At 56.0% G+C, this 23,455-nt stretch carries 19 protein-coding genes; 10 read left to right on the top strand and 9 right to left on the bottom strand.

The window, feature by feature from the left end:
* Positions 1–68: 68 nt before the first annotated feature.
* The 3 genes from A7P96_RS08000 to A7P96_RS07990 all read right to left on the bottom strand — a co-directional run bounded on the left by A7P96_RS08000 (position 69) and on the right by A7P96_RS07990 (position 4,177).
* Complete coding sequence (locus A7P96_RS08000; protein WP_067526117.1) at positions 69–1,253, bottom strand: SGNH/GDSL hydrolase family protein; 1,185 nt, start codon at positions 1,251–1,253, stop codon at positions 69–71.
* 39 nt (positions 1,254–1,292) lie between these two features.
* Positions 1,293–2,315: a DUF459 domain-containing protein gene (locus A7P96_RS07995; protein WP_067526368.1), complete on the bottom strand. Its 1,023-nt coding sequence runs from the start codon at positions 2,313–2,315 to the stop codon at positions 1,293–1,295.
* A gap of 425 nt (positions 2,316–2,740) precedes the next feature.
* Entirely contained in the window at positions 2,741–4,177 is a 1,437-nt protein-coding gene (locus tag A7P96_RS07990) for an MBOAT family protein (RefSeq protein WP_067526115.1), read from the bottom strand.
* Positions 4,178–4,470: 293 nt separating this feature from the next.
* Between A7P96_RS07990 and brnQ the strand changes: the two genes are divergently transcribed.
* Positions 4,471–5,802, top strand: a complete 1,332-nt coding sequence (gene brnQ, locus A7P96_RS07985; RefSeq protein ID WP_067526114.1) for a branched-chain amino acid transport system II carrier protein — start codon at positions 4,471–4,473, stop codon at positions 5,800–5,802.
* A gap of 176 nt (positions 5,803–5,978) precedes the next feature.
* Here the strand turns inward: brnQ and A7P96_RS07980 are convergent, their stop codons facing one another.
* From A7P96_RS07980 to rph, 3 genes are all read right to left on the bottom strand, one after another.
* Positions 5,979–6,878 (bottom strand): Dyp-type peroxidase, encoded by a 900-nt coding sequence (locus A7P96_RS07980; RefSeq protein WP_067526113.1) that lies wholly within the window; start codon positions 6,876–6,878, stop codon positions 5,979–5,981.
* 129 nt (positions 6,879–7,007) lie between these two features.
* Complete coding sequence (locus tag A7P96_RS07975; protein ID WP_067526112.1) at positions 7,008–7,622, bottom strand: glutathione S-transferase N-terminal domain-containing protein; 615 nt, start codon at positions 7,620–7,622, stop codon at positions 7,008–7,010.
* Positions 7,623–7,795: 173 nt separating this feature from the next.
* Positions 7,796–8,527: a ribonuclease PH gene (gene rph, locus A7P96_RS07970; protein WP_067526110.1), complete on the bottom strand. Its 732-nt coding sequence runs from the start codon at positions 8,525–8,527 to the stop codon at positions 7,796–7,798.
* Positions 8,528–8,768: 241 nt separating this feature from the next.
* Here rph and A7P96_RS07965 point away from each other — a divergent pair, with 241 nt between their 5' ends.
* Together A7P96_RS07965 and A7P96_RS07960 are read left to right on the top strand one after the other, a co-directional pair.
* The gene (locus A7P96_RS07965) at positions 8,769–9,329 is read left to right on the top strand and encodes a pseudouridine synthase (protein ID WP_067526108.1); all 561 of its coding nucleotides are present in this window, start codon (positions 8,769–8,771) and stop codon (positions 9,327–9,329) included.
* 80 nt (positions 9,330–9,409) lie between these two features.
* A complete protein-coding gene (locus A7P96_RS07960) occupies positions 9,410–10,279 on the top strand; it encodes an NAD(P)H-hydrate dehydratase (RefSeq protein WP_050754434.1) in 870 nt (289 codons plus the stop codon).
* A gap of 286 nt (positions 10,280–10,565) precedes the next feature.
* Here the strand turns inward: A7P96_RS07960 and A7P96_RS07955 are convergent, their stop codons facing one another.
* The 3 genes from A7P96_RS07955 to lon all read right to left on the bottom strand — a co-directional run bounded on the left by A7P96_RS07955 (position 10,566) and on the right by lon (position 15,320).
* Entirely contained in the window at positions 10,566–12,107 is a 1,542-nt protein-coding gene (locus A7P96_RS07955; protein ID WP_067526106.1) for a peptidylprolyl isomerase, read from the bottom strand.
* A gap of 309 nt (positions 12,108–12,416) precedes the next feature.
* The gene (locus A7P96_RS07950) at positions 12,417–12,722 is read right to left on the bottom strand and encodes an HU family DNA-binding protein (protein WP_161802039.1); all 306 of its coding nucleotides are present in this window, start codon (positions 12,720–12,722) and stop codon (positions 12,417–12,419) included.
* A gap of 159 nt (positions 12,723–12,881) precedes the next feature.
* Positions 12,882–15,320 carry an endopeptidase La gene (lon, locus tag A7P96_RS07945; protein ID WP_067526104.1) on the bottom strand — a complete coding sequence of 813 codons (2,439 nt, stop codon included), beginning with the start codon at positions 15,318–15,320 and terminating at the stop codon, positions 12,882–12,884.
* 279 nt (positions 15,321–15,599) lie between these two features.
* Between lon and mnmC the strand changes: the two genes are divergently transcribed.
* The 7 genes from mnmC (at position 15,600) to A7P96_RS07910 (ending at position 23,431) form a co-directional block, all read left to right on the top strand.
* Complete coding sequence (mnmC, locus tag A7P96_RS07940; protein WP_067526103.1) at positions 15,600–17,150, top strand: FAD-dependent 5-carboxymethylaminomethyl-2-thiouridine(34) oxidoreductase MnmC; 1,551 nt, start codon at positions 15,600–15,602, stop codon at positions 17,148–17,150.
* Between the two features lie 134 nt (positions 17,151–17,284).
* Positions 17,285–17,758: an SMI1/KNR4 family protein gene (locus A7P96_RS07935; RefSeq protein ID WP_067526101.1), complete on the top strand. Its 474-nt coding sequence runs from the start codon at positions 17,285–17,287 to the stop codon at positions 17,756–17,758.
* Between the two features lie 60 nt (positions 17,759–17,818).
* Positions 17,819–19,276, top strand: a complete 1,458-nt coding sequence (locus tag A7P96_RS07930) for a phosphatidylserine/phosphatidylglycerophosphate/cardiolipin synthase family protein (RefSeq protein WP_067526099.1) — start codon at positions 17,819–17,821, stop codon at positions 19,274–19,276.
* A gap of 631 nt (positions 19,277–19,907) precedes the next feature.
* A complete protein-coding gene (locus A7P96_RS07925) occupies positions 19,908–20,789 on the top strand; it encodes a metal ABC transporter substrate-binding protein (protein WP_067438950.1) in 882 nt (293 codons plus the stop codon).
* The gene (locus A7P96_RS07920) at positions 20,789–21,715 is read left to right on the top strand and encodes an ATP-binding cassette domain-containing protein (protein WP_067526097.1); all 927 of its coding nucleotides are present in this window, start codon (positions 20,789–20,791) and stop codon (positions 21,713–21,715) included. Before A7P96_RS07925 ends, A7P96_RS07920 begins: the two co-directional genes overlap by 1 nt.
* A complete protein-coding gene (locus A7P96_RS07915) occupies positions 21,709–22,584 on the top strand; it encodes a metal ABC transporter permease (RefSeq protein ID WP_067526095.1) in 876 nt (291 codons plus the stop codon). The genes A7P96_RS07920 and A7P96_RS07915 overlap by 7 nt, the downstream gene beginning before the upstream one ends.
* On the top strand, positions 22,577–23,431 hold the full coding sequence (locus A7P96_RS07910; RefSeq protein ID WP_067526093.1) for a metal ABC transporter permease: 855 nt from the start codon (positions 22,577–22,579) through the stop codon (positions 23,429–23,431). The genes A7P96_RS07915 and A7P96_RS07910 overlap by 8 nt, the downstream gene beginning before the upstream one ends.
* The last annotated feature ends 24 nt before the right edge of the window (positions 23,432–23,455 follow it).

The raw sequence follows: 23,455 nt of genomic DNA, 5'->3' as shown, positions 1-23,455 counted from the left end.
AGGTAATGGGTCTATTGTATTTTCAGGTAGCCTCGTATCTAAGGCTACCTGAAATCTGTTTGGGCGGGTTATTTATTGGCCAGTTTGATGATGTCGTCGGCCAGTTTGCCAGCAGCGGTTTGGTAACCTTGAGCGGTGAAATGCACACCGTCGCGCGCGCCTAAGCCTTGTGCCATCCAGCTTTTCATACTGCACACGCCCCCCATAGCAGCCTGCCACGACCAATACAAAATTTGCTCCTGCTGCGCCACTTCGCGCTGCATTTGCTGTATGGCGTCAAGATAAGGCGGGCGTTGGCCGCATTGGCCGTGCCGTCCTTGAAGCGACTCAGGTGCGCCGATAATCAGGATGCCGGCACCAGGCAGGGCTTCGCGGATTTTATGGATGGTATTGGCCCAGATGCGTTTGGTTTGCGCCATGTCGAGATGGCTGTTAAACGCCTCGTTGGTGCCGTAGGCCAGGATGACCAAATCGGCCTGGGTGGCAGACAAATCCTGCTGCCAATCGGCGCGCCAGCCGCTCCATTGGGAGAGCTGCGAGCCATTGATGCCCATGGCCGATACGGTTACGCCGGGGTGGTTGTTTTCGATGTTGATGTGGCCGATTTCCCAAATATCGCCAGCTTGAGCTCGGTAGCTGAGCGGCAGCTGGGAGGTGAAGGAGAAATACTGCCAAGCGTTACTGCCGAGATTGGGCAGGGAGGCGACTTGGCTGCCTTGTGCGCTGTGCACTTTAAGTTCGCTGTCGGCAAACACGGGGCGGGCGGTGATGGTGATTTGTTGGGCTTCGCTGATAGGGCTGCGGGGGTTAACGGTTACGCTACCGCTGCCGCCAGAGGAGCGGCTAAGAATGCCGCCCAATGGGAATTCGGCACGGGCGTTGCGGTTGCTCAACACCTGCCAGCCGCTGCTGCTATGCAGCACTTGGGCGTTACGCTGGCCGGATACAGTGTTGGGATATACCCAGCCGATGCCGCCATCACCCCACTGTTGTTGCAGGCGGGTGCGCAATTCGTTGGTGAAGTAGTCGCCGGCGGTATGAGAGTCGCCCAGCTGGATGATGCGGAATTTCACGTCGTCCCCACGGTTGAGCCGTTGCAGCTTGTCGAGCCACACGGGCTGCCAGCTGCCGTAGTTGGTGAGCTCGGCTTTTTCAGAAGAGCCTTGGGCGGCGGTTTCGGCGCTGCAGGCCTGGCAGGCGAGCAGGCAGACAGTCATTAAGGCCAGTTGGCGGCCTTTTTTGGAAAACAACATTACTCGAGCTATCCTTAAATTATGATTTTCTATTCGCCATCACAGTTTCGGAGGCGGTGGGGTGGCGGGCGCAACGGAATTGGTGGGCTGATAGTCGATGCGGCCTGCTATCTGGTCGGCCAGAAGCTGTTGCCCCTTTATGGTGAAATGAATGCCGTCTTTACTGCGCAAACGGACGGTTTGTCCGTTGATGCTGATGCTGTCTCGGTATTTCCCATCTTCGCCACCCATGATTTTGTCGGTAGGTAACCAGATGGTTTTTCCGGCCAGCTCACTGGCAAATAGGCTGTCTAAGTAACGCATTTGGGCATTGAAGCGGGTACTCTTCATCAGCGGAATGCCCAGCCAGATAATCTGAACGTTAGCTGCTTTGGCGGCAACAACAATGCGTTCAATACGCTGCCGGTAAACCTGTTCCCATTCAGGGCTTTGGAATTTCAGGTAGCTTTGGGTGCCCGGCTCAGGATTGGGGAAATCCCAAGGGTCGTTTGGCCCCAGGAACACCACCAGCAACTTGATTTTTTGATCTTCCCGCAAGATTTTTTCTATGGTGCCCGGCCAGTCGAAGAAGCTGGGGTACGAAAGGCCAGTGCTTTGACGGCTGAGGTTGAGTGAGTCGATGCCGTATTGGCTGCTCAACCATCTCTGTACATGCGGCGCTACACCTTCCATCATGGAATCGCCAGCAAAGAATACTTTGTCGCCTGCTGAAAGCTGCACGCACTCGTGCAGTGGTTTGGATGCGGTGTTTTGTGCCGCAGCCGGCTCGGAAGCGGATTTGGTTCTGGTTTCGGGCGGTACAGCAGATGCAGTGGGTAACACTACACCCGGCGGGATGTGTGCGGTGGCGTGCTGCTCGCGCCAGCTTTTGTTTTCGGTTTCCAGCCAGCTTAGAGCAGCTTCATGCCGCTGCAAGGCTGCCTGCTGCCAACGGCTGCCGTTACGCCACCAACCATAGTCGGTTAATTTTTCCAAAGGGCTAGCACGGTGGTAGGTTTGCTGCCAATAGGCGTTGATAGAATCTTGACTAAACCACACGGTGAACAGTGCAGTGAGCAGCATAGCCGCATACAGCCGCCACACCGGGGAGGTGGGCTTGCTTTGGTTATCCGGTGTTGCACTCGGGATGCCGATTGCGTCGGCCACGGAGTGAGCGGTTTTGGCCGGACGCACGGTAGCAAATTGTGCAGGTTTCGGTTTGCGCTGCGGCGTTTTGTGCCCTGCTCTGGTTGTTTTGCCTGAGGCTACCTGAAAATGGGTTAGCGATGCGGATTCGGTTTTGGCCGCTTTGGCTGCGGGTTTGGCTTGCGAATCGGGGTTGGTTGCTACCTGCTCCGATACAGATACCGGTAATTCCAGCTGCTCAGGGCGTTTTTTTGTACTAGATTTGCGGCGTGCGGCTTTGTTGCGGTGTTTGTTCTTATTGGCTCTGCGTTTGGCTTTGCTGGGATTCATAACTGCCCAATCCTTTCTTATTATTATGGTTATTAAAAGTTGGCATACATAAAGCCCGGAATGCCGGAAGGGGCAAACACCATCAATAGCCACATGGCGGCACCCATCGGTAGCGGCCACATCCACATCGGCAGGCGTTCCAAGAGCACTATTGCGCTGTCAAACAGCTTGGATAAGAGGCCGTAGGCGGCCAGTGCGAACACCATCGCACCCAGCACTAATAAGGTTTCCAATTCCGGTACGCCACTGCCGCCTCCACCCAACAACGATCGGAACATCAGCCTGGTATCGGCCAGACTTTCAGTGCGGAATACTACAAAGGCGAGACAGACAAAGTTTACGGTAAACAGTACCGCTACTAGTTTACCAAAACGGGACAAGCCGGACAGTTTCTCGCGCCCACCCAGCATTTTATCACCGATATTCAGCCCCACCAGCCCAACGCCGTGCAACGCGCCCCACAGCAGGAAATTCCAACCATGGCCGTGCCAGATGCCGGAGAGCAGCATAGCAATCATCAAATTGATTTGTGTGCGCCGCCAGCCTTTGCGGCTGCCGCCCAGCGGGATATAGATGTAGTCGCGAATCCAGGTGGAGAGCGTGATGTGCCAGCGGTTCCAAAAATCGCGCAGATTAAACGCGCGCAGTGGCATGGCGAAGTTTTGCGGCAGCTGAAAGCCGAGCAACATAGCCATGCCCACCACCAAATCGGTGTAGCCGGAAAAATCCATAAATAGTTGAATGGTGTAGCCATACATCGCAGTGAGCACTGTGATGGAGTCGTATTGCAGCGGGTTTTCAAACACCGGATCCACCCAGTTACCGCCTAGCGCCCCGGCCAGCCACCATTTTTTGCAGATACCCAGCACAATCAGGCCAATAGCCAACGCCGGGCGGATCATGGTGCGCGGCTGTTCGCTGCGGATTTGCGCCGCCATGCCGCCGTCTGTGCCATAGATGCTTTTTAATTGACCGGTACGGGCAATCGGGCCGGAAGTGATGGTGGGGAAAAAGCTGAAATACAGCAAAAGCTCGCGCCATTTGAGCCGTACGTCTTCATTGCGGTAGAGCGACACCAGATAAGCCACGCCTTGAAAGGTGTAGTAGGAAATGCCCAGCGGCATCAAAATACCCAGTGCCGCATCGTGCCCGCTTCGCTGCAACAGCGGCAGGAAGAAATCCACATATTTGAAAAACGACAAATTCAACATCGCCAGCAGCACGCCAACCGTGAACCATCTACGACGCGCCGTCTGTCCCCTTCCCTGCGACAGACCGGCAGCAATCAACGTAGTACCCAGTGAAAACGCTAGCACGGCCACGGCAAACCCCCAATGCAAATGCCACAACCAACCCAACCCAGTAAATAGCAATAGCCAATTCTGCCAGCGCGGCCGCTTGGCCAACAGCCAGTAAACAGGGAAGAAGCACAGGAAAAAGGCAGCAAATTCTATTGACAGCAGCGGCATAAAATCAGCGCAAAGAAAGAAAGGGGTAATTCGTTGGCGAAATTATTAAATTATACTGTGTCCTTCTGCCGGGATAAAGCCTTTTACATCTTCTGTGCCGTGTAGATTTGGTTTCAGGCAGATCGCTTTTCCCAGGTAGCTTTAAAAGGGCTACCTGAAAGCATAAGCTTCAACGAAGCCAAAATCCGTTTAGCCAGCCGCCCTATCCCTTTAACAACCGATTCGGTATCATAATACCTTTTTACCGCAGTTATCGGCCATATCCAAGCAATAGTAGCCTACCAGAGAACATCATGAATAAAAACACCTTTATTATCGGCTTTATGCTGTTCGCCATCTTTTTTGGCGCCGGCAACCTGATTTTTCCGCCCACTCTCGGCCTCAATAGTGGCCCAGAATTTTGGAGCACCCTCCTCGGCTTCGTGATTACCGGCGTTGGCCTGCCTCTGTTGGGTATCATGGTGAGCGCCTTCTATCACAATGGCTACAAAACCTCCCTCACCCGCATCCACCCTTGGTTTGCCGTCATTTTTCTGATGGCGATTTATCTCACCATCGGCCCCTTCTTCGCCATCCCGCGCACCGGTGCCACTTCCTATGAAATGGCCGTGCTGCCCTTTATCGGCGAAGCTGGCAGCGGCTCGCTTCTCGCCTTCACCGTGGTTTACTACGCCATCACCCTGTGGCTGAGCCTGAACCCCTCCAAAATGGTCGAGCGCATCGGCGCCATCCTCACCCCTGCCCTGCTCATCGCCATCCTTGCCCTGATCGGCAAATCCGTGTGGTGGCTCTATGGCAACCCGCCCACCATGCCGGCTGCCAACTTTGGCGGCCAATCCGCCTTCCTGGCCGGTTTTATCGGCGGCTACCAAACCATGGATGTGCTCGCCTCCGTGGCCTTTTCCGTGATTGTGATTAATGCCATTAAGGCTAAAATGCCGGCGGATCAGCGCGATAACCAAGTGGTGATGAAGCAAACTTTTGTGGCGGGCATCATCGCCGCCGTATCGCTGGCTGTTATTTATGTCGGCCTAGCTTGGGTGAGCAACCGCCTGCCCGTATCGCCCGACACCCTGGCCGATTTGGCTGCCAAACAGCAAGACATCGGCTCCTTCCTGCTCAATACCGCCGCCTACCAAACCTTCGGCAGCTTCGGCCGTATTCTGTTTGGCATCATCGTTACCCTCGCCTGCCTCACCACCTCAGTCGGCCTGGTAACCGCCGTGGGCGAATTCTTCTACGGCCTGTTCCCACGCATCCGCTACAGCAGCTACGTCATCGCCGTAACCCTCATGAGCTTCATCTTGGCCAACCAAGGCTTGAGCGCCGTTATCGGCAAATCCGTGCCCGTGTTGATGGTGCTCTACCCGATTGCCATGACCATCCTGCTGCTGCTGATTATCGACAACTTCATCCGCCCGATGCCCCTGCTTACCCACCGCCTCGCCACCGGTCTAGCTAGCGCGGTTTCCATCCTCTCCGTGGCCGGTGCGGGCTTTACCGAACAACTGCCGTTGAAAGCCTATTCGCTGGAGTGGCTGCCCTTCGCCCTGGCCGGGATTGTGCTCGGCAGCATCATCGGCAAAATGATTGGGGGCAAACCGGCTGATCAGGAGGCGGTTTAATCGGCCAGACTGCTTGATAGCTTGATGAGTAAGGCTACCTGAAACAAACGCGACGCTGTTCCGCAACGTTTTCAGGTAGCCTTTTATAGCAAGCCAACCCATGTTCTCATCAAATTAAAGGCTACCTGAACTTCAGGTAGCCTTTGTATGTCGGCCAATCAAACCAATCTGCAACATCACAGATCAGCCAAGCGCTCCACGCTCGGCGCGTAGTAGTAGGCACTGCGCTTGGCGGTGGACATATGTTTCAGCAACAGGTCGATTTTGCCATCTTTTTTGCCAAACATGAATTTCAGCTGCTCGTCGATATTGTGCAGGCTGGCGCTGTAGGCGATGAATTGCAGGCCGTGCTCGCCGCTCACTTGGCCGAAAGGCAGGCTGCGGCGCACAATTTTCAGGCCGACACCGTTTTCCTTGATGTTGGTGCGGCCCAGGTGCGAATCAGGCAAACGGTCTTCGCGGGCAAACTCGATGTTGTCGGCTTTGCTGCGGCCGACGGCCTGCTCCTGCTCTTTCACGCTGATGCCGTCCCATTTTTTCAAGTCGTGCAGGTATTGTTGCAGCACCACATAGCTGCCGCCCGCGCTTTTCCCTTCGGCAATGATGCCGACGGAAGCGATTTCTTCATCGCCGTGCGGGTTTTCCGTACCGTCCACGAAGCCGTCCAACCCGCGCTCTTCCGGCATACGGAAGCCGTGGGTTTCGTTTTTTATTTCAAGCGATTCGCCGAAAGCAGCCAGCACTTTTTCCGCCAGCAAATAGTTCAGGCCGGTGTGAGTGGATTGGATATGGATCATCAAATCGCACTGGGTGGCCGGGCACAGGCCGTTGCCCAGCGGCACGAAGGGGCGGATTTCTTCGCCTTCGCCGCTGTGGTTCAGACCGCGCCAGAAGTCTGCACCGAAGGCAATGGTCACACCCAACTCGTGGCCAGGGAAACGGGTTTGGCAGTTGGCCAGCGCGGCGAGGGCTTCGCGGCAGGCGGTTTTGACTTTGGCCGCATCACGCACGTCGGCCTCGATATAAATAGCGGCGGTGATGGTTTCCGGGATGATCGCGGTTTGCGGAGTACCCATGCTGGTAATCCTTTCTTATCTTTTGGTATTGCTTTGGCGATGCACGCATTATAACGGCAGGCTACCTGAAAATTCGGTGGCGCTGTTTTTCAGGTAGCCTTTGCCGTATCGGCGGGGATACGGATAGGGCTAAACCAAACTCTGCCGCAGCTGCGCCAAGGTGGCTGGGCGGGTTTCTAAGTTTTCCGGCGACACGGCGCGTACGTCGGCGCGGGCGGTGAATTGTGCCAATGCGCTTTGGTTGGCGGGGCTGAGGTGGGGCTGCAAATCGGGCAGGCGGTATTGCATGAACACCAAGGCCATGCCCAGCGCGAGGTGGGAAACGTCGCCGCTCTCGGCATCCAGCTGCGGGGCAGCGGCCAGGCCTCGGATGCAGGCGGCGCGGGCGCGTTCGGTGAGCGGGTGGTCGGGGGTGTTTTCGGCTTTGAATTTTTGCAGGCCGAAGAGTTTCACCAGCTGGTCGAGCAGGGAGAAGGCAAAGGCGGCGGTGGCGGTGGCGGTTTGCTCGGCGGTGTGCAGGGGGTGGCCGAGCAGGAAGTCCAATATAAACGGGCTGTTGCTGATGACGGTGCCGCTGTCGGTTTGCAAAACGGGCACTTGGGAGAAGGGGTTGAGGGCTTGGAGCTCGGCGGGGTTTTCCCAAGGGTTGGTGTAGGCAATGGCGAAATCGAGCTCATGCCGTGGGAGGGCGGCGAGCAGGACAAGGCGGCCATAGGGGGAAGTGGGGCTGGTGTAGAGTTTCATGGGTTTCCTTCGTTTTGATTGCAGTTTGTTTTTAACTTCGTTGCGACTAGGTTTTAGCTTCGCAGAAACTCAGCTTCCTTCGGAAACTTCGTTTTCAGGTAGCCCGTTGCATACTTTGAGGCTACCTGAAAATGCCGCTGCAACGAAAATGGATTGTACTGCTAAACCGGTTTTCAAGCAGCGGCGATGGCGGCCTGCTGGTGTTGAATCAACTCGGCAATGCCTTTTTGGCCGAGCGCGAGCAGTTGGGTGAGCGCGGCGGGGCTGAAGGCGGCGCCTTCGGCGGTGCCTTGGATTTCGATGATGTTGCCGGAGGCGGTCATCACGAGGTTGATGTCGCTGTCGCAACCGGAGTCTTCGGGGTAGTCCAAATCAAGCAGGGGCACGCCGCCGACGATGCCGAGCGATATGGCGGCCACGGCTTCGTGGATCGGGTTGTGCGCGAGTTTGCCTGCGGCCAAGAGCTTGCCGATGGCCAGATGCAGGGCGACGTATGCGCCGGTAATGCTAGCGGTACGAGTGCCGCCGTCGGCTTGGATCACGTCGCAATCGATCAGGATTTGGCGTTCGCCCAGCTGGCTCAAATCTACGGCGGCACGCAGGGAGCGGCCGATCAGGCGTTGGATTTCCTGGGTGCGGCCGGACTGCTTGCCTTGGGCGGCTTCACGGCGCATGCGGCTGGCGGTGGAGGCGGGGAGCATGCCGTATTCGGCGGTTACCCAGCCTTGGTTTTTGCCGCGCAGAAAGGGCGGAACGGATTCGTCGATGCTGGCGGTGCAAATCACTTTGGTGTTGCCGCAGGCAATCAGGGCGGAGCCGTCGGCATGCGGCAGGAAGTGGGGGGTGATGCTGACGGGGCGCAGTTGGCCGGCGGCGCGGCCGGTGCGGATGGGGGATGGGGACATGGTATTCTCGCTATGTAGATGGGATTAGGCTTTGGCTTGGCAGAAACTTCGCTACGTTCCAACTTTGTTGCAGCTTGCGTTTTCAGGTAGCCTCAACTCAGCCGAGGGCGATTATACCGCCGGATGGCTTGCATTGCTTGGAAATACGGGCGTAGGTGGCTAGAATAGCTTTGATTTCAGCTATATAATCTAGCCATTCCAGCCCAAAAGGCTACCTGAAACCCCAACCGACCTGCACACCATGTCTGATTTAATCGTTTTCAACAAGCCCTATGGGGTTATCTGCCAATTCAGCCCGCATGAGAAACACCGCTCGCTGAAAGAGTTTATCGGGCTGCCCGATGTTTATCCCGCCGGTCGGCTGGACACCGACAGCGAAGGCCTGCTGCTGCTCACGGCTAACGGCCGCCTGCAAGCCAAAATTGCCGACCCGCGCTATAAAACGGTGAAAACCTATTGGGCGCAGCTCGAAGGCAGCCCGGACGAAGCAAAACTGGATTTGTTGCGGCGTGGTGTGGATTTGGGCGATTTCGTTACCCGCCCGGCGCAGATCAGGCTACCTGAAAAATCGGAAACCGACTGCCTGTGGCCGCGCGTGCCGCCGATTCGGGTGCGCAAGAGCGTGCCGGATTTTTGGCTGGAAATCCGCATCAGCGAAGGCAAAAACCGCCAAGTGCGCCGCATGACGGCCAAGGCGGGCTACCCCTGCCTGCGGCTGGTGCGCGTGTGCATCGGTCGGTTGGGTTTGTGGCAGCTGAATCTTGCACCGGGTCAATGGCGGCCTGCACCGTATTTGCCCTAGCTCAATATTCGGCGTAATGGCCGTACGCTCGGTATGCCGTTTGCTTGGCATTTGTCTAATTGAATAACATGAGGTTTGATATGGCAGATTTATCCCAGCAGTTGGCGCAGTGGCAGCATACTGCCCGTTTCCGTTTCCCCCTTTTAATCAAACCACGCGCCGAAGACAGCCATAAAGGCACGTTCGGCACGGTGGCTGTGGTGGGCAGCGCGGCCGGCATGTCCGGCGCCGGGGTGCTGGCAGCCAGCGCGGCCTTGAAAGGCGGGGCGGGCAAAGTATGGCTCGGTTTTGCGCAAAACAGCCTGCCGATACCGTATCTGCCTAATTATCCGGAAATCATGATCACCACCGCCGCACAACTGGTGCAGCGGCGCGACATCAGCGTTTACGCTATTGGCTGCGGCTTGGGCATGAGCGATGCCTCGCGCCAGCTGTTGGAGCAGACCACGGCAGCAGCTATCCATACTGATGCACCGCTGCTGCTGGATGCCGATGCGCTGAACCTGCTGGCGGTAGAGACTATGTTCTTGCCCAATAATGTGGTGCTCACACCTCATCCGCTGGAAGCGGCACGCCTGCTGGGTATTACAGTGGAAGAGGTGCAGGGTAACCGCTATTTGGCGGCCTCCAATATTGCCGAGCGCTACGGCAGCTATGTGGTGCTCAAAGGTGCGAAAACCTTGGTGTGCACACCAGACGGGCGGATTGTGTATGAAAACGACAGCGGCAATCCCGGCTTGGCCACTGCCGGCAGCGGCGACGTATTGAGCGGCCTGATGGCCGCACTGCTGGCACAACATCTGCCCATGCAAGATGCGGCCTGCGCGGCAGTATGGATGCACGGCACGGCGGCAGAACTGCTGGCCGCCCGCGGCATCGGCCCCATCGGTCTGACTGCGGGTGAAATTGCCGATGCGGTGCGTGAGCTACGCAATCTGGCAGCGGGTTAAACTGAATCGTCGGCTTGCTCCAAGCATAATTGCAGCAATAGAAAGGCTACCTGAAAGTTTCAGGTAGCCTTTAGTGTATCTACGCAAACCATCAGGCTTTTATTCTGTTGGAGCAAGAAGCTGGAATGCACCCAGTCTGACAAACCAATATTTCCTAGCCTTCTTACTTTAATCCACTATAAAACCCTCAAGCCGCCCTTCCTGCTATCACTCAGCCCGAAGCCAAGTAGAAATAGCAAAAGGCTACCTGAAACTTTCAGGTAGCCTTTTCAAGCAGCAAAATCAATCAGTTTTCATCCCGATCCAATTTCTGCGAGCCATGCTGTATCGGGTATTTGCGTTGCAGCACTTGCAAATATTGGCGGTAGAACGCTTCAGTATTGCGCCCGGCAACTTGTTGGCGCAGCTCAGGCAACTGCTGTTTGCTGTTTTCTGGCAGGCTGATGGCGCGTACTTCCACCAAGGCGGCGTTGCCGTTAGGCAGAGTAATCACTGCGTAGCCAGGTTTGCCGTTTTGTGGATGGGCTTTCACGATGGCGGCAAAGTTTTGCAGGCCAACAGCTTGTTGCAGCTGGGCGGCACCGGCTTTTTCCGGATTGCTCCATTGCAAGTTATCCACTGCTTTGCCAGCTTGCAGATTGCTCAAGGCTTGGGCGGCAGCGGCTTGGGCCAGCTTGGCGCTCTCCACAGCCACATAATCTTTGCGCACTGCTTCCTTGGCTTCTTCAAAGCTTTGATTGCGGGCTTTGCTCACATCGGTGGCACGCAACACGCGCAATACGCCGTTGCCCATATCCAATACTTCAGAATTGTGACGGCGCTCGATCACCTCGGCGCTGAACATGGCTTCCTGCACGGCTTGCGGCAGTTTGGCGGCGGCCGCTTCGGGTTGGCTGAGCCATTCTTCATGTTTTTGCAGCGGCAGCTTCATTTCCTGTGCCACTTTTTGCAGGCTGTCGGGGTTGTCGAAAGCCAATTGTGCCAACTGTTCGCGTGCATTACCCAAGGCTTGGGCGGCTTTGCGCTGACGCACACTCTCTTCCAGCTGGGCTTTCACGCTCTCAAACTGCGGTTTGGCTTCGCTGGCGGCGGTGGGCAGATTGCGGTAGGCTTCTTGCAACTCCTGCGCACTCACAGTTTGCTGTTTGGCCAGCTCTTCTACATTCAAATCAACAAACTCAAGCTTCACTGCCAAAGGCAAGGCATATTTGGCTTTGTTGGCTTCAAAATAGCTGCGCAAGGAGGCATCAGTAGGCTGTACTTTGCTGGCAAAATCGGTCGCATTGAATGGCGCAGTACGCAACTCACGCTCGCTGCCGGTAAGGGCAAGGATTTGGTTTGCCTGGCTGTCGCTAACGATATTGCCGTTGCTCAACAGGCTGATAAGGGTTTGGCGGCGATACTGGCTGCGCATTTCCTCAATCAGCCGCTCTTCGGTAATCCCCCTGTGGCGCAGATAGGCTTGAAACTGCTCGGGGCTAAATTGGCCGTTGACTTGGAATGAAGGATCGCGCGTAATCACGCCCTTGATTTGCTCAATAGAAAGCTCGCCAACGCCCAGCTCTGCCGCACCCTGATCGAAATAGGCTTGCTGCACCAGCGATTGGTAAACATCGTCTTTGCTGATGGGTTGGTCGCTATGGCGCGGCGCTTCCCTCAGCAGTTCCTGCACTTGCTCGGCAGTGATGTGGGTATTGCCGATTTTGCTGATATAGCTGCTGTGCATACCCGAAGTAAGGGTTTGGGCACCGAATCCCACAAAGGTAACAGTAATCAGCCCCAGGAGCACTTGAGACAGGCGGCGGTGTTTTTCGACGATGGCAAACATAAAAAAAATAAAAAGGAAACGTGGTGAAAATTAAATGCGGTATTGTAACGGTTCTGCGGGTGGCGGGCTATAGCGAATTAACTTAACTTTCTCGATGGCTTTGACTCGCTTTACCATGCTGCTGGTGCTGTCGGCGGCTAGCTGTCTTGTATCGCAAGCAAATTTAATCCGCTATATGACTACAGACAGTTTATTATAGCCCGAGATCTCTGCTATCTTGCCAAACATAAGATGCTACCTGAAAATAGTGGCAAGAAAAAAGACAGGCGAGAAAGCCTGTCTTTTTCCATTTATGCAAGAAAGTGCGGTTTACAGCGCGTCTTTCAACGCCTTACCTGCACGGAATTTCGGAGATTTGGCGGCTGGAATAATCAGTTCTTTACCAGTTTGCGGGTTGCGGCCTTTACGTTCGGCGCGCTCGCCCACATAGAAAGTACCGAAGCCCACCAGAGTTACGGTGTCGCCTTTTTTCAGAGCGGTGGTAACAGCCTTGGTAAAACCATCCAGTGCCTTGCCGGCAGCAGCCTTGGAAATGTCAGCTTCCTTAGCAATCGCTTCAATCAATTCAGACTTGTTCACGTTAAGTCCCTTTCTAGTTGAGGAGTAATGAAGAATCGGCCGATTGTGGTCGGCACCAATGCGTTTGTCTGCAACAGGCTGCTTTATAGCAAGTTCAAAATCATCGGTCAAGCAAATAAACGGCTGGCAGGCGGCTATTTTCAGCTAAAGTGGCAGGTTTGCGCCTTTCACACAACAAAGCCTGCCACTTTCTCCCTAATGCTTGGTGGCGTGGCCGCCGGATTTCGCCGGGGTTTTCGGTTTGGCCGCAAGCATGTCCTGCCAAGGTTGCGGCTGGTATTCCAGGCCGAAGGAGAGCACTTCGTCAATCCAGCGCACCGGATGGATTTCCAGCCCTTCTTTCACGTTTTGCGGAATTTCTTCCAAATCTTTCACATTTTCCTGCGGAATCAGCACATGCTTGATGCCGCCGCGCAGAGCAGCCAGTAGTTTTTCCTTCAAACCGCCGATGGGCAATACTTCGCCACGCAGAGTGATCTCACCGGTCATGGCCACGTCGGCACGCACGGGAATACCGGTGAGCGAGGACACGATGGCCAGCGTCATACCGATACCGGCGCTGGGGCCGTCTTTGGGCGTAGCACCTTCCGGAACGTGCACATGAATATCGGTTTTTTCGTAGAAATCCGGTGCAATGCCCAATACTTCGGCACGCGAGCGCACCACGCTCCAAGCGGCAGAAATAGATTCCTGCATCACATCACCCAGCTTACCGGTGCGCAAAATATTACCTTTGCCTTTGAGCGCAACAGCTTCGATGGTAAGCAGCTCGCCGCCGACTTCTGTCCACGCCAGGCCGGTAACCTGGCCGACACGGTTTTCGTTCTCGGCCACGCCGTAATCGAAACGACGCACGCCAAGATATTCGTGCAGGTTGGCGGCATCCGCCACCACGATTTGCGGTGCAGCAGCGCGTTTGGCGCCGGCTTTTTTATCTTGCTCCAATACCTGCTTCATCACCACCTTACGGCAAATTTTGGCGATTTCTCGGTCGAGCGAGCGTACGCCGGCTTCGCGGGCGTAGTAGCGGATGATGTCGCGTACTGCGCTTTCTTGAATATCGATTTCGCCTTTCTTCACCCCGTTGCGTTCAATCTGTTTGGGCACGAGATATTGCATGGCAATATTTACTTTTTCGTCTTCGGTGTAGCCGGAGAGCCGGATAATTTCCATGCGGTCGAGCAGCGCGGGCGGGATGTCCATGCTGTTGGAAGTAGCGAGGAACATCACATTGCTCAGGTCGAAATCCACTTCCACATAGTGGTCGGCAAAGGAGTGATTTTGCTCCGGATCGAGCACTTCCAACAGTGCGCTGGCCGGATCGCCACGGAAATCGCGGCCGAGTTTGTCGATTTCGTCCAGCAGGAACAAGGGATTGTTCACGCCGGCTTTAATCATGTTTTGGATGATTTTGCCCGGCATCGAGCCGATGTAGGTACGGCGGTGGCCGCGGATTTCGCTCTCGTCATGGATGCCGCCCAAAGCCATGCGCACGTATTTACGGCCGGTGGCTTTGGCAATGGATTGGCCAAGCGAGGTTTTGCCCACGCCGGGTGGCCCTACCAGGCACAGAATCGGGCCTTTGAGCTTGTTCATGCGCTTTTGCACCGCCAAGTATTCCAAAATGCGCTCTTTCACCTTTTCCAAGCCATAGTGGTCGGCATTAAGCACCAAGTCGGCCTGCACAATATCTTTGCTAACCTTGCTTTTCTTCTTCCACGGAATGTCTACCAGCGTTTCAATATAGTTGCGCACCACGGAAGACTCGGCCGACATCGGCGGCATCATGCGCAGCTTTTTCATTTCTCCCAGCGCTTTTTCTTCCGCTTCCTTGCTCATGCCGGCTTCGCGCACCTGCTGTTCGAGTTGATCGAGCTCTTCGCGCTCGTCGCCCTCGCCCAACTCTTTCTGAATCGCTTTTACCTGCTCGTTCAGATAATAGTCACGCTGGGATTTTTCCATCTGCCGTTTCACCCGGCCGCGGATGCGTTTTTCCACCTGCAAAATATCCAGCTCGGCTTCCAGCTGGCCAAGCAGATGTTCCATGCGCTCGGCCACATCGGTGATTTCCAAAATCTCCTGTCGCTGCTCCAACTTGAGCTGCAAGTGGGCGGCAATGGTGTCCACCAGGCGGCTGTGGTCGGTGATGCCGTGAATGGTACCGGCCACTTCGCCGGGGATTTTCTTATTGAGCTTGATGAACTGGTCGAACTGCGCCAAAAGCGTACGGCGCAGGGCTTCGTAGTCGTGGCCGTCGGTGTTTTCTTCGGCAGCCAGCACTTCAATTTCGGCTTGGAAATAATCGCCGCCGTCGTTCACGGCCAATGCGCGGGCGCGCTGCATGCCTTCCACCAGCACTTTCACCGTGCCATCGGGCAATTTCAGCACTTGCAGGATATTGGCCAGCGTGCCGATGGTGTGCAAATCGTCTGTGCCGGGGTCTTCGTTGGCCGGACTTTTCTGCGCCAAAAGGAACACCGGCCCGTCTTGCTCGATGGCAGCATCCAGTGCGGCAATGGATTTGGGTCGGCCGACAAACAGCGGCAGCACCATATGCGGGTACACCACCACGTCACGCAGCGGCAACATCGGCAGGGTGCGGGTTTCAGCGGGATTATGCTGGGATTGGGTCATTATCTTCTCGGTTATTGTTTTCAGTTGAATAGGATGGCTAAAGCCTCATTGCCCGGCAAATTGGGGGCAGGCAAGCGCATTTCAAGCATTCGGCGGAGTTTAGTTTGTAAAAGGCTACCTGGAAACCGGCAGCGGTTTGAATTTTGTTGACACTATGCTTTCAAGTAGCCTTTTGCCTGATGCCACCAAAACATGCCAAGCCAAAGTTGCCGTCACCAGCTGCTTCTGTCTATACTGCCTCCCGTCTCCCATTCCCGCCCGCACCAGTTGGCAAACGCCATGACTACCCCCGCCCTCATCTGGCAAGGCATCCCCGCCGAACAAGAGCTTGCCGCCGCCATCTCCCGGCATCCCCGCGCTGCCTGCATTTTTCTCAGCGACGATTTTTCAGGTAGCCTCCATGAGCCCGATAAAGGCTACCTGAAAAGTTGTGCCGCCTCTGCTGCCAACTTTATCCCCGCCGATACCAACCCGCTGCAACACGATATTTATCTGCTACCCGCCGCCGCTGCCGCCGGGTTGGCACAATACGGCTTCGGTGAACTGGTTTGGCAAAACAGTCCGCCTGTGCCGCAACAGGCTAGCCCAAGCAAACCCTGGCAAATTGCCCCGCCGCCCATCCCTGTGGAACGCGTGCTGATTATCGGCGGCGGCATTGCCGGTGCGGCCACTGCCCACGCCCTCGCCCGACGCGGCATCGACAGCCTGATACTCGAGCAAAACGATCAGCCTGCCCGCGCCGCCTCTGGCAACCGGCAAGGCCTGCTCTACGCCAAAATCTCCGCCCACCCCACCCTGCAAACCCGCCTCCTGCTCGGCAGCTACGGCTACAGCCGCCGCCTGCTCGAACACCTTCTGCCCAATAGCCCGGATTGGCAAGCCTGCGGCGTGCTGCACCTCAACCACAATCAGAGCGAAACCCGCCGCAACCGCGAGCTGGCCGAGCAACGCGCCAACCGCCATCTTTATTATGCCGTCAGCACCGCCGAGGCCGAAGCACTCTCCGGCATCCCGCTGAGTGGGCAGAGCGGCCTGTTTTGGCCGCAGGGCGCTTGGCTCAACCCGCCTTCCTTCGCCGCCGCCCTGCTCGAATCACCCCGCATCCGCGTGCTCACGCAGCATCGACTCATCAATCTGCAACGCCACGGCAGCGAATGGCGGCTTGCCGTGGATACGCCGCAAGGCATGCAGACTTTTTCAGGTAGCCACATCGTGTTCTGTTGCGGCGCCGAGCAATTGGCCGATATCCTGCCCGAAGCCCTGCCGCTGCAATTTATCCGCGGCCAAACCAGCCTGGCCGATGCCGCGCCCCTCAGCCGCCGGCTGCGCTGCGCCCTGAGCGCCGATGCCTATATTTCGCCGGAGTATCGTCATCAGCACTGTTTCGGCGCCAGCTTCGTGCCCAACGAGCAAAGCAGCGATTTGCGTGCCACAGAAGACGACGGCAACCACGCCAAACTGGCACAACTCTCGCCTGAGCTTGCTGCCGCCCTGCCCGCCTACCAATCTGGTCATGCCGCCGTGCGCGCCGACTGCTACGACCATCTACCCGCCGTGGGCGCGTTGGGCGACTGGGCGGCGATGCGCGTGCAATACGCCAAACTCGCCCATGATAAAAACTACCGCCTGCCCGAACTGCCCTGCCCCCACCTGCCCGGCCTGTTTGTGAACAGCGGGCACGGCAGCCGCGGTCTCGCCACCGCCCCGCTGTGCGGCGAACTGGCGGCGGCACAGCTATTGGGCCAGCCGCTGCCAGCCGAACCAGAAGTGGCCGCCGCCCTCGCCCCCAACCGCCTGCTGATCCGCCGCATTATCCATCGGCAAATTTAAAGGCTGCAGGCTACCTGAAAAGCCATAGCGGGTGGATTGTGTTTCCGCTGCACCAGTTTGATTTGCCTAAGCCCAAGGCTACGTGCAATGCCTGACAGCTTTGCGAAAAGCATTCTTAGTGAAGGAATAAAGCAATGTGGTATCAAGCATTTGAATTTTACGACCGACACTCTCCTGCCACGCCGGACGACATTACCGCATTCCGCACCCCTTTGCCCGAAGCCGAACACGCCAACGCATTAAACTATCTCGAACCTTACTCAGCACAGCTCAGTGCCACCGGATATTGCCTGCCAGCCCACTTTTATATCCCCGACGAACTGGTGCAGCTTTGGCAATATTCCGTGCACGGCGGCATCACGGGCAATGGGCAAGATTTTGGCTACTTCTCACCGGCGGAAACCGTGTCCTATTATTTCAGCTACCAATTCTGGTATTACACGCCCGATTTGCTGCCGATTGCATTCGATGGCGGCGGCGTGTTCTATTGTTACGATTTCGGGCAGCCCAGCCCTTTAATTGTGATGAAAGACTCAGGCTCAGACGACCTGGGCGTTCCGGTTGGCAGCAGCCTTGCTGCCGTGCTGGCTCAAGAACCGGCTTACTAAGCATCAAACCAATCCAGCACAAAAGGCTACCTGAAACCTCAAACCAACCAAAACCACACCATGTCTAACCGTACCCTCCTCCTCGACCACCCGCAGCCGCTGCTCGAGCAGCTGCATGTGCGCTCTAGCAGCAGCGAAATGCACGGCGGCAACAGCGTGCAGCTCTTGCAAGACAGCCGCGAAAACTTTCCCGCCTGGCTGGAAGCAGTGGCTGCTGCCGAGCATTATGTGCTGATTGAAATGTATATTTTTGCCGCCAACGATTTCGGCGTGCGGCTGCGCGATTTGCTGGTGGAAAAATGCCACCAGGGTGTGAGCGTGGTGCTGGTGTACGACTGGCTGGGCAACCTGTGGCCGGCTGTGTGCCGCTTTTTTGAACCGCTCAAGCAGGCCGGCGCGCAAGTGGTGGCCTACAACCCGCCTGGTTTTGCCAGCGGCATCGGCCTGCTCTCGCGCAACCACCGCAAATCCTTCGTGATAGACGGCCACACCGCCTTCGTGAGTGGATTGTGCGTGTCTTCCGCCTGGGAAGGCAATCTGGCCAAAGGTGTGGCGCCGTGGCGCGATACCGGGCTGAAACTGCAGGGGCCGGTGGTGGCCGAAGTAGTGCAGGCTTTGTCCGACACGCTGCGCTCGCAAGGCGAAAGGCTACCTAAAAACATCACCCCTTATGACGGCACCGCCGCTGGTACGGTGCGCGCCGGCGTGGTGGCCACCACGCCCAGCAACAACAATATGATGCGGCTGGATTTGAACGCGCTGGCACTAGCGCGGCGCAACCTGTGGCTTACCGATGCCTATTTCATGCCCACCCGCCTCTACACTCAAGCCCTCATCAACGCTGCCAACGACGGCGTGGACGTGCGCATCCTGGTGCCGCGCACTTCCGATATACGCTGGATAGGCCGCGTGTCGCGCATCCGCTACCGCAGCCTCTTGGAGGCCGGTGTGCGCGTGTTTGAATGGGACGGCCCGATGATTCACGCCAAAAGCGCCATTGCCGACGGCCAATGGGCGCGCGTGGGCTCGACCAATCTCAACTTTGCCAGCTGGTATCTCAATCGTGAGTTAGACGTGGTAATCGAAGACGCAGTGGTGGTGTACCAGTTGGAGCAGATGTTTCTGCAAGACCTTACTAACGCCACCGAAATTGTGCTCAACAGCAGTGAACGCCGTGCCGCCCTACGCCGGCGCCACCAAGTGCTCTCCAAGAAGCGGCACAGTCGCCAGAGTGCCCAAGCAGCAGCACGCCAGCTGCTGCAGCTTTCCAGCATGTTTCGCGGCAACTTCTACGGCACGCGCACGGTGGATGAAAACGAAGCCAAATCCTACCTGAGCCTGGGCATCAGTATGCTGGCGCTGGCGCTGTTGCTGTGGTTTGCGCCTTATCTGTTGGTGGTGCCTCTGATATTTCTGCTGCTGGCCGGCGGGCTTTCCACCACCGTCCACGCTGTGCGCCAATTGTGGCGCTTCCGCCGCCACAAGCGCACTAGTAAGGTAGATCGTCCGGTTGAATAGAAGGACTACTTGAAACAACTTTTTGATACAGCTAAGGCTGGGTTCTGCGAAACTAAAGCGTTAGCTTCAATGAAGTTATAATTGAAGCATATTTTTCATGCAAGGCGGCAAGCTGCAAACAACGCAGTAGTACGGCAAACCAATGCAAATGCAGTAGGAAGAAATAAAAGTTTTAGCTAAAAAAACCTGATTTTCAATTTTCAGGTAGCCTGTCCAGACAAAATTAACACAAGATAACAAAGCAGACGGTAAAAACAGTAAAAACTGTTTGCTAGTCTGGTTGGGTTGCTTCATTTAAATTGGCAAAGAGGCTATTGCATATGGCAATGATTGTTAGCACGGCACGGTAAAATGCGAATAAAATAATCCCGTATACAGTATAGACCTGTTGTTTCTGTTGGTTTTTCCTGTTGTTATATAAAATCCATAATAAAATAATTGATAATAGTTGTTATTTGCGCTAATATAGTAAAATTCCTGAACCTGATACAAGGCGGCGAGTTGCAGGCAGTACAGGAGTACAGTTAAAGCGAGCCAAATGAAGTATCTGTTTCAGGAATTTACTATAGCAGGCAAAATCTTTGCTTTAGTTGTCCATTTAATTAGCTCAACTTAAATTTAGGAGAAAACAATGCGCCGATTATTATCTGCATTCTGTCTGTTGGCCGCCTTGGGCTTTGCTGCACCGGCCTATGCTAAATTCAAAGTGGTTACCACCTTCACCGTAATTCAGGATATTGCCCAAAACGTGGCGGGCGATGCGGCCGTGGTGGAATCGATTACCAAGCCGGGCGCAGAAATCCACGATTACCAGCCCACACCGCAAGACATTGCTAAAGCCCAATCTGCCGATTTGGTGTTGTGGAACGGACTGAACCTGGAACGCTGGTTTGAGCGTTTCTTCCAAAACGTGCGCAACAAGCCGGCAGTGGTGGTAACGCAGGGTATTGTGCCGATGTCAATTCACGAAGGTCCTTATCGTGGCACGCCCAACCCGCACGCTTGGATGTCTACCCGCAACGCCTTAATCTATGTGGAAAACATTAAAAACGCACTAATTAAGTACGACCCGCAAAATGCAGCAGCGTACACCCGCAATGCCGCCGCTTATGCCCAGCGCATCCGCAACCTAGACCGCCCTTTGCGCGAAAAACTGGCACGCGTGCCGCAAAATCAGCGTTTCTTGGTAACCAGCGAAGGCGCGTTCAGCTATCTGGCACGTGATTATGGTTTCAAAGAAGTGTATCTGTGGCCGATTAACGCCGAGCAGCAAGGTACGCCGCAGCAGGTGCGCCGCGTGATCAACACTGTGCGGCAAAATCATATTCCGGTAGTGTTTAGCGAGAGCACCGTATCGCCGCGCCCGATGCAGCAGGTATCGCGCGAAACCGGTGCCAAATACGGCGGTGTGTTGTATGTGGATTCGCTTTCCGCCAAAAACGGCCCGGTGCCGACCTACCTCGACCTGCTCAACATCACGGTTTCCACCATTGTTAGAGGATTTGGAAAATAATGTCTGAACAAGCCGCCTCCATCAGCGTTGAATCGGTAACGGTTCGCTACAGCAACGGCCACACGGCTATCCGTGACGTGAGTTTCACGCTGCAAGGCGGCACCACCTGCGCGCTGGTGGGCGTAAACGGCAGCGGCAAATCCACCCTGTTTAAAAGTCTGATGGGGCAGATTAAGCCGAAATCGGGCAGCATCCGCCTATGCGGTCTGCCCGTGCCGCAGGCGCTCAAGCGCAATCTGGTGGCCTATGTGCCGCAGAGCGAGGAAGTGGATTGGCAGTTTCCCGTGTCGGTGTACGACGTGGTGATGCAGGGTCGCTACGGCTACCTGAATTTTCTGCGCCTGCCCAAAGCGGAAGACAAACGCAAAGTGCAGGAAGCCATGGAACGGGTGGGCATTGCCCATTTGGCGCAGCGGCAAATCGGCGAACTCTCCGGCGGGCAGAAAAAACGCGTATTCCTGGCGCGCGCGCTGGCGCAACAGGGCAAGATTATCTTGCTGGACGAGCCGTTTACTGGCGTGGACGTGAAAACCGAAGACGCGATTGTGGATTTACTCGGCCAGCTGCGGGGGCAGGGGCATCTAATTTTGGTGTCTACCCACAACCTCGGTATGGTGCCGGACTTCTGCGACCAAGTGGTGATGATCAACCGTACCGTGCTGGCCGCTGGCCGTACTGAGCACACTTTCAACCAACACAACCTCGAACTGGCCTTCGGCGGCGTATTGCGCCACTTCCGCCTCTCCGGCAGCGATTTGCACGATGACGAAGACAGCCGTGTACTCACCGTGCTCACCGACGACGAACGCCCCGCCGTGTTCTACGGTCAAGCCAAAAATGATTCACCAGCCGTACCTTGCTGCAGCGATGCCCAAGGCAGCTGCGCGGAGCAGGAAAACGGCAGCGAAGGGGAAAGTTCATGCTAGAGATGCTGCTGGAGCCGTTTGCCTATGAATACATGGTGAAGGCCATCGTGCTGAGCGCGGCGGTGGGTGGTATGTGCGCGTTTTTGTCGTCTTATTTAATGCTCAAAGGCTGGTCGCTGATTGGCGACGCACTATCGCACTCGGTGGTGCCTGGCGTGGCGGTTACCTATGCGCTCGGCTTGCCCTATTCTGCCGGCGCGTTTGTATCCGGCATTTTGGCAGCACTGTCGATTTTGTGGATACGTGCCATCACGCAGCTAAAGGAAGACGCGGTGATCGGCTTTATCTTCACCACTTTTTTCGCCATCGGCCTGTTTATCGTGTCGGTGAACCCGACTGCGGTCAACGTGCAGGAAATTGTGTTGGGCAATATTTTGGGTATTGCCGACGAAGATATTTTTCAGGTAGCCATCATCATTGGCGTATGCCTGCTGTTTCTGCTGCCCACTTGGAAAAACTTGCTCTTGGTGTTTTTTGACGAAACTCAAGCCGTGGCTGTCGGCCTCTCGCCACTGCGCTATAAAATTTTGTTTTTCTGTCTGCTCAGCGCCTGCGTGGTGGCCGCGCTGCAAACTGTGGGTGCGATTTTGGTGATTGCCATGGTGGTTACTCCTGGCGCCACCGCCTACCTGCTTACTGACCGCTTCGGCAAACTAGTGCTAATTGCCGTATCGCTCGGCATACTTACCTGCGCCTTGGGCGCCTATATCAGCTTTTTCCTCGACGGTGCCACCGGCGGCGTGATTGTGTCCCTGCAAAGCCTGCTGTTCCTGTTCTCCTTCGTGTTTGCGCCCAAATACGGCCTGTTGCGGCAAAAATTAGGCGCTGTGCCGCGAGCAGCGGAAGAAACGGAGGCCGGCTATGTCTGAGCTGATCAACTGGTTTGCCGCGCCGCTCGCCTTCCCCTTCATGCAGAACGCCCTGCTCACCGCGCTGATTGTATCCATCACCTGCGGGCTGTTGTCCTGCTATCTGGTGCTCAAAGGCTGGTCGCTAATGGGCGACGCGGTGTCGCACGCCGTGCTGCCCGGCATTGTGCTTGCCTTCGTGTTCGGTATCCCGCTGCAAATTGGCGCGTTTGTCTCCGGCCTGCTCTGTTCCGTGGGTGTAGGCTACCTGAAAAACAACAGCCGCCTAAAAGAAGACACCGTGATGGGCATCGTCTTCTCCGGTATGTTTGCGCTCGGCCTCGTGTTGTTTACTAAAGTAGAAACCGACCAACACCTCACCCACATCCTGTTCGGCAACGTGTTGGGCGTGAGCCGCGAAGAGCTGCTGCAAACCTTCGCCATCTGCACCGCCGTGGCCTTGGTCATGCTGCTCAAACGGCGCGACTTTATGCTCTACTGTTTCGACCCTGCCCAAGCGCGCATCGCCGGCCTATCCCCGCAGCTTCTGCATTACGGCCTACTTGCCTTGCTTGCCCTTACCATCATCACCGCCATGCAGGTGGCCGGTGTAGTGCTGGTGGTGGCCATGCTCATTTCCCCCGGCATCACCGCCTTCCTGCTTACCAAACGCTTTGAGCACATGATGATCATCGTCATGGCCGCCTCCGTTCTCACCTGTCTCGCTGGCACCCTGCTCAGCTACCACATTAACTCCGCCACCGGCCCCAGTATCGTGATTTTGCAGGCTATCCTATTTCTGCTCGCCCTCATCTGGAGCAAACTGCGGCAGGCGTTTGGCAAGGAGGAAGTAGTAGAGGCTAGCTGAAATCTCGCCGCAACAAGTTTCATA

The sequence above is a fragment of the Eikenella sp. NML03-A-027 genome (assembly GCF_001648395.1).
In the GTDB taxonomy this organism is placed as follows: Bacteria; Pseudomonadota; Gammaproteobacteria; order Burkholderiales; family Neisseriaceae; genus Eikenella; species Eikenella exigua.
Note: the sequence above shows the minus strand (reverse complement) of the source record. Positions and strands in the feature narration are given on the sequence as shown.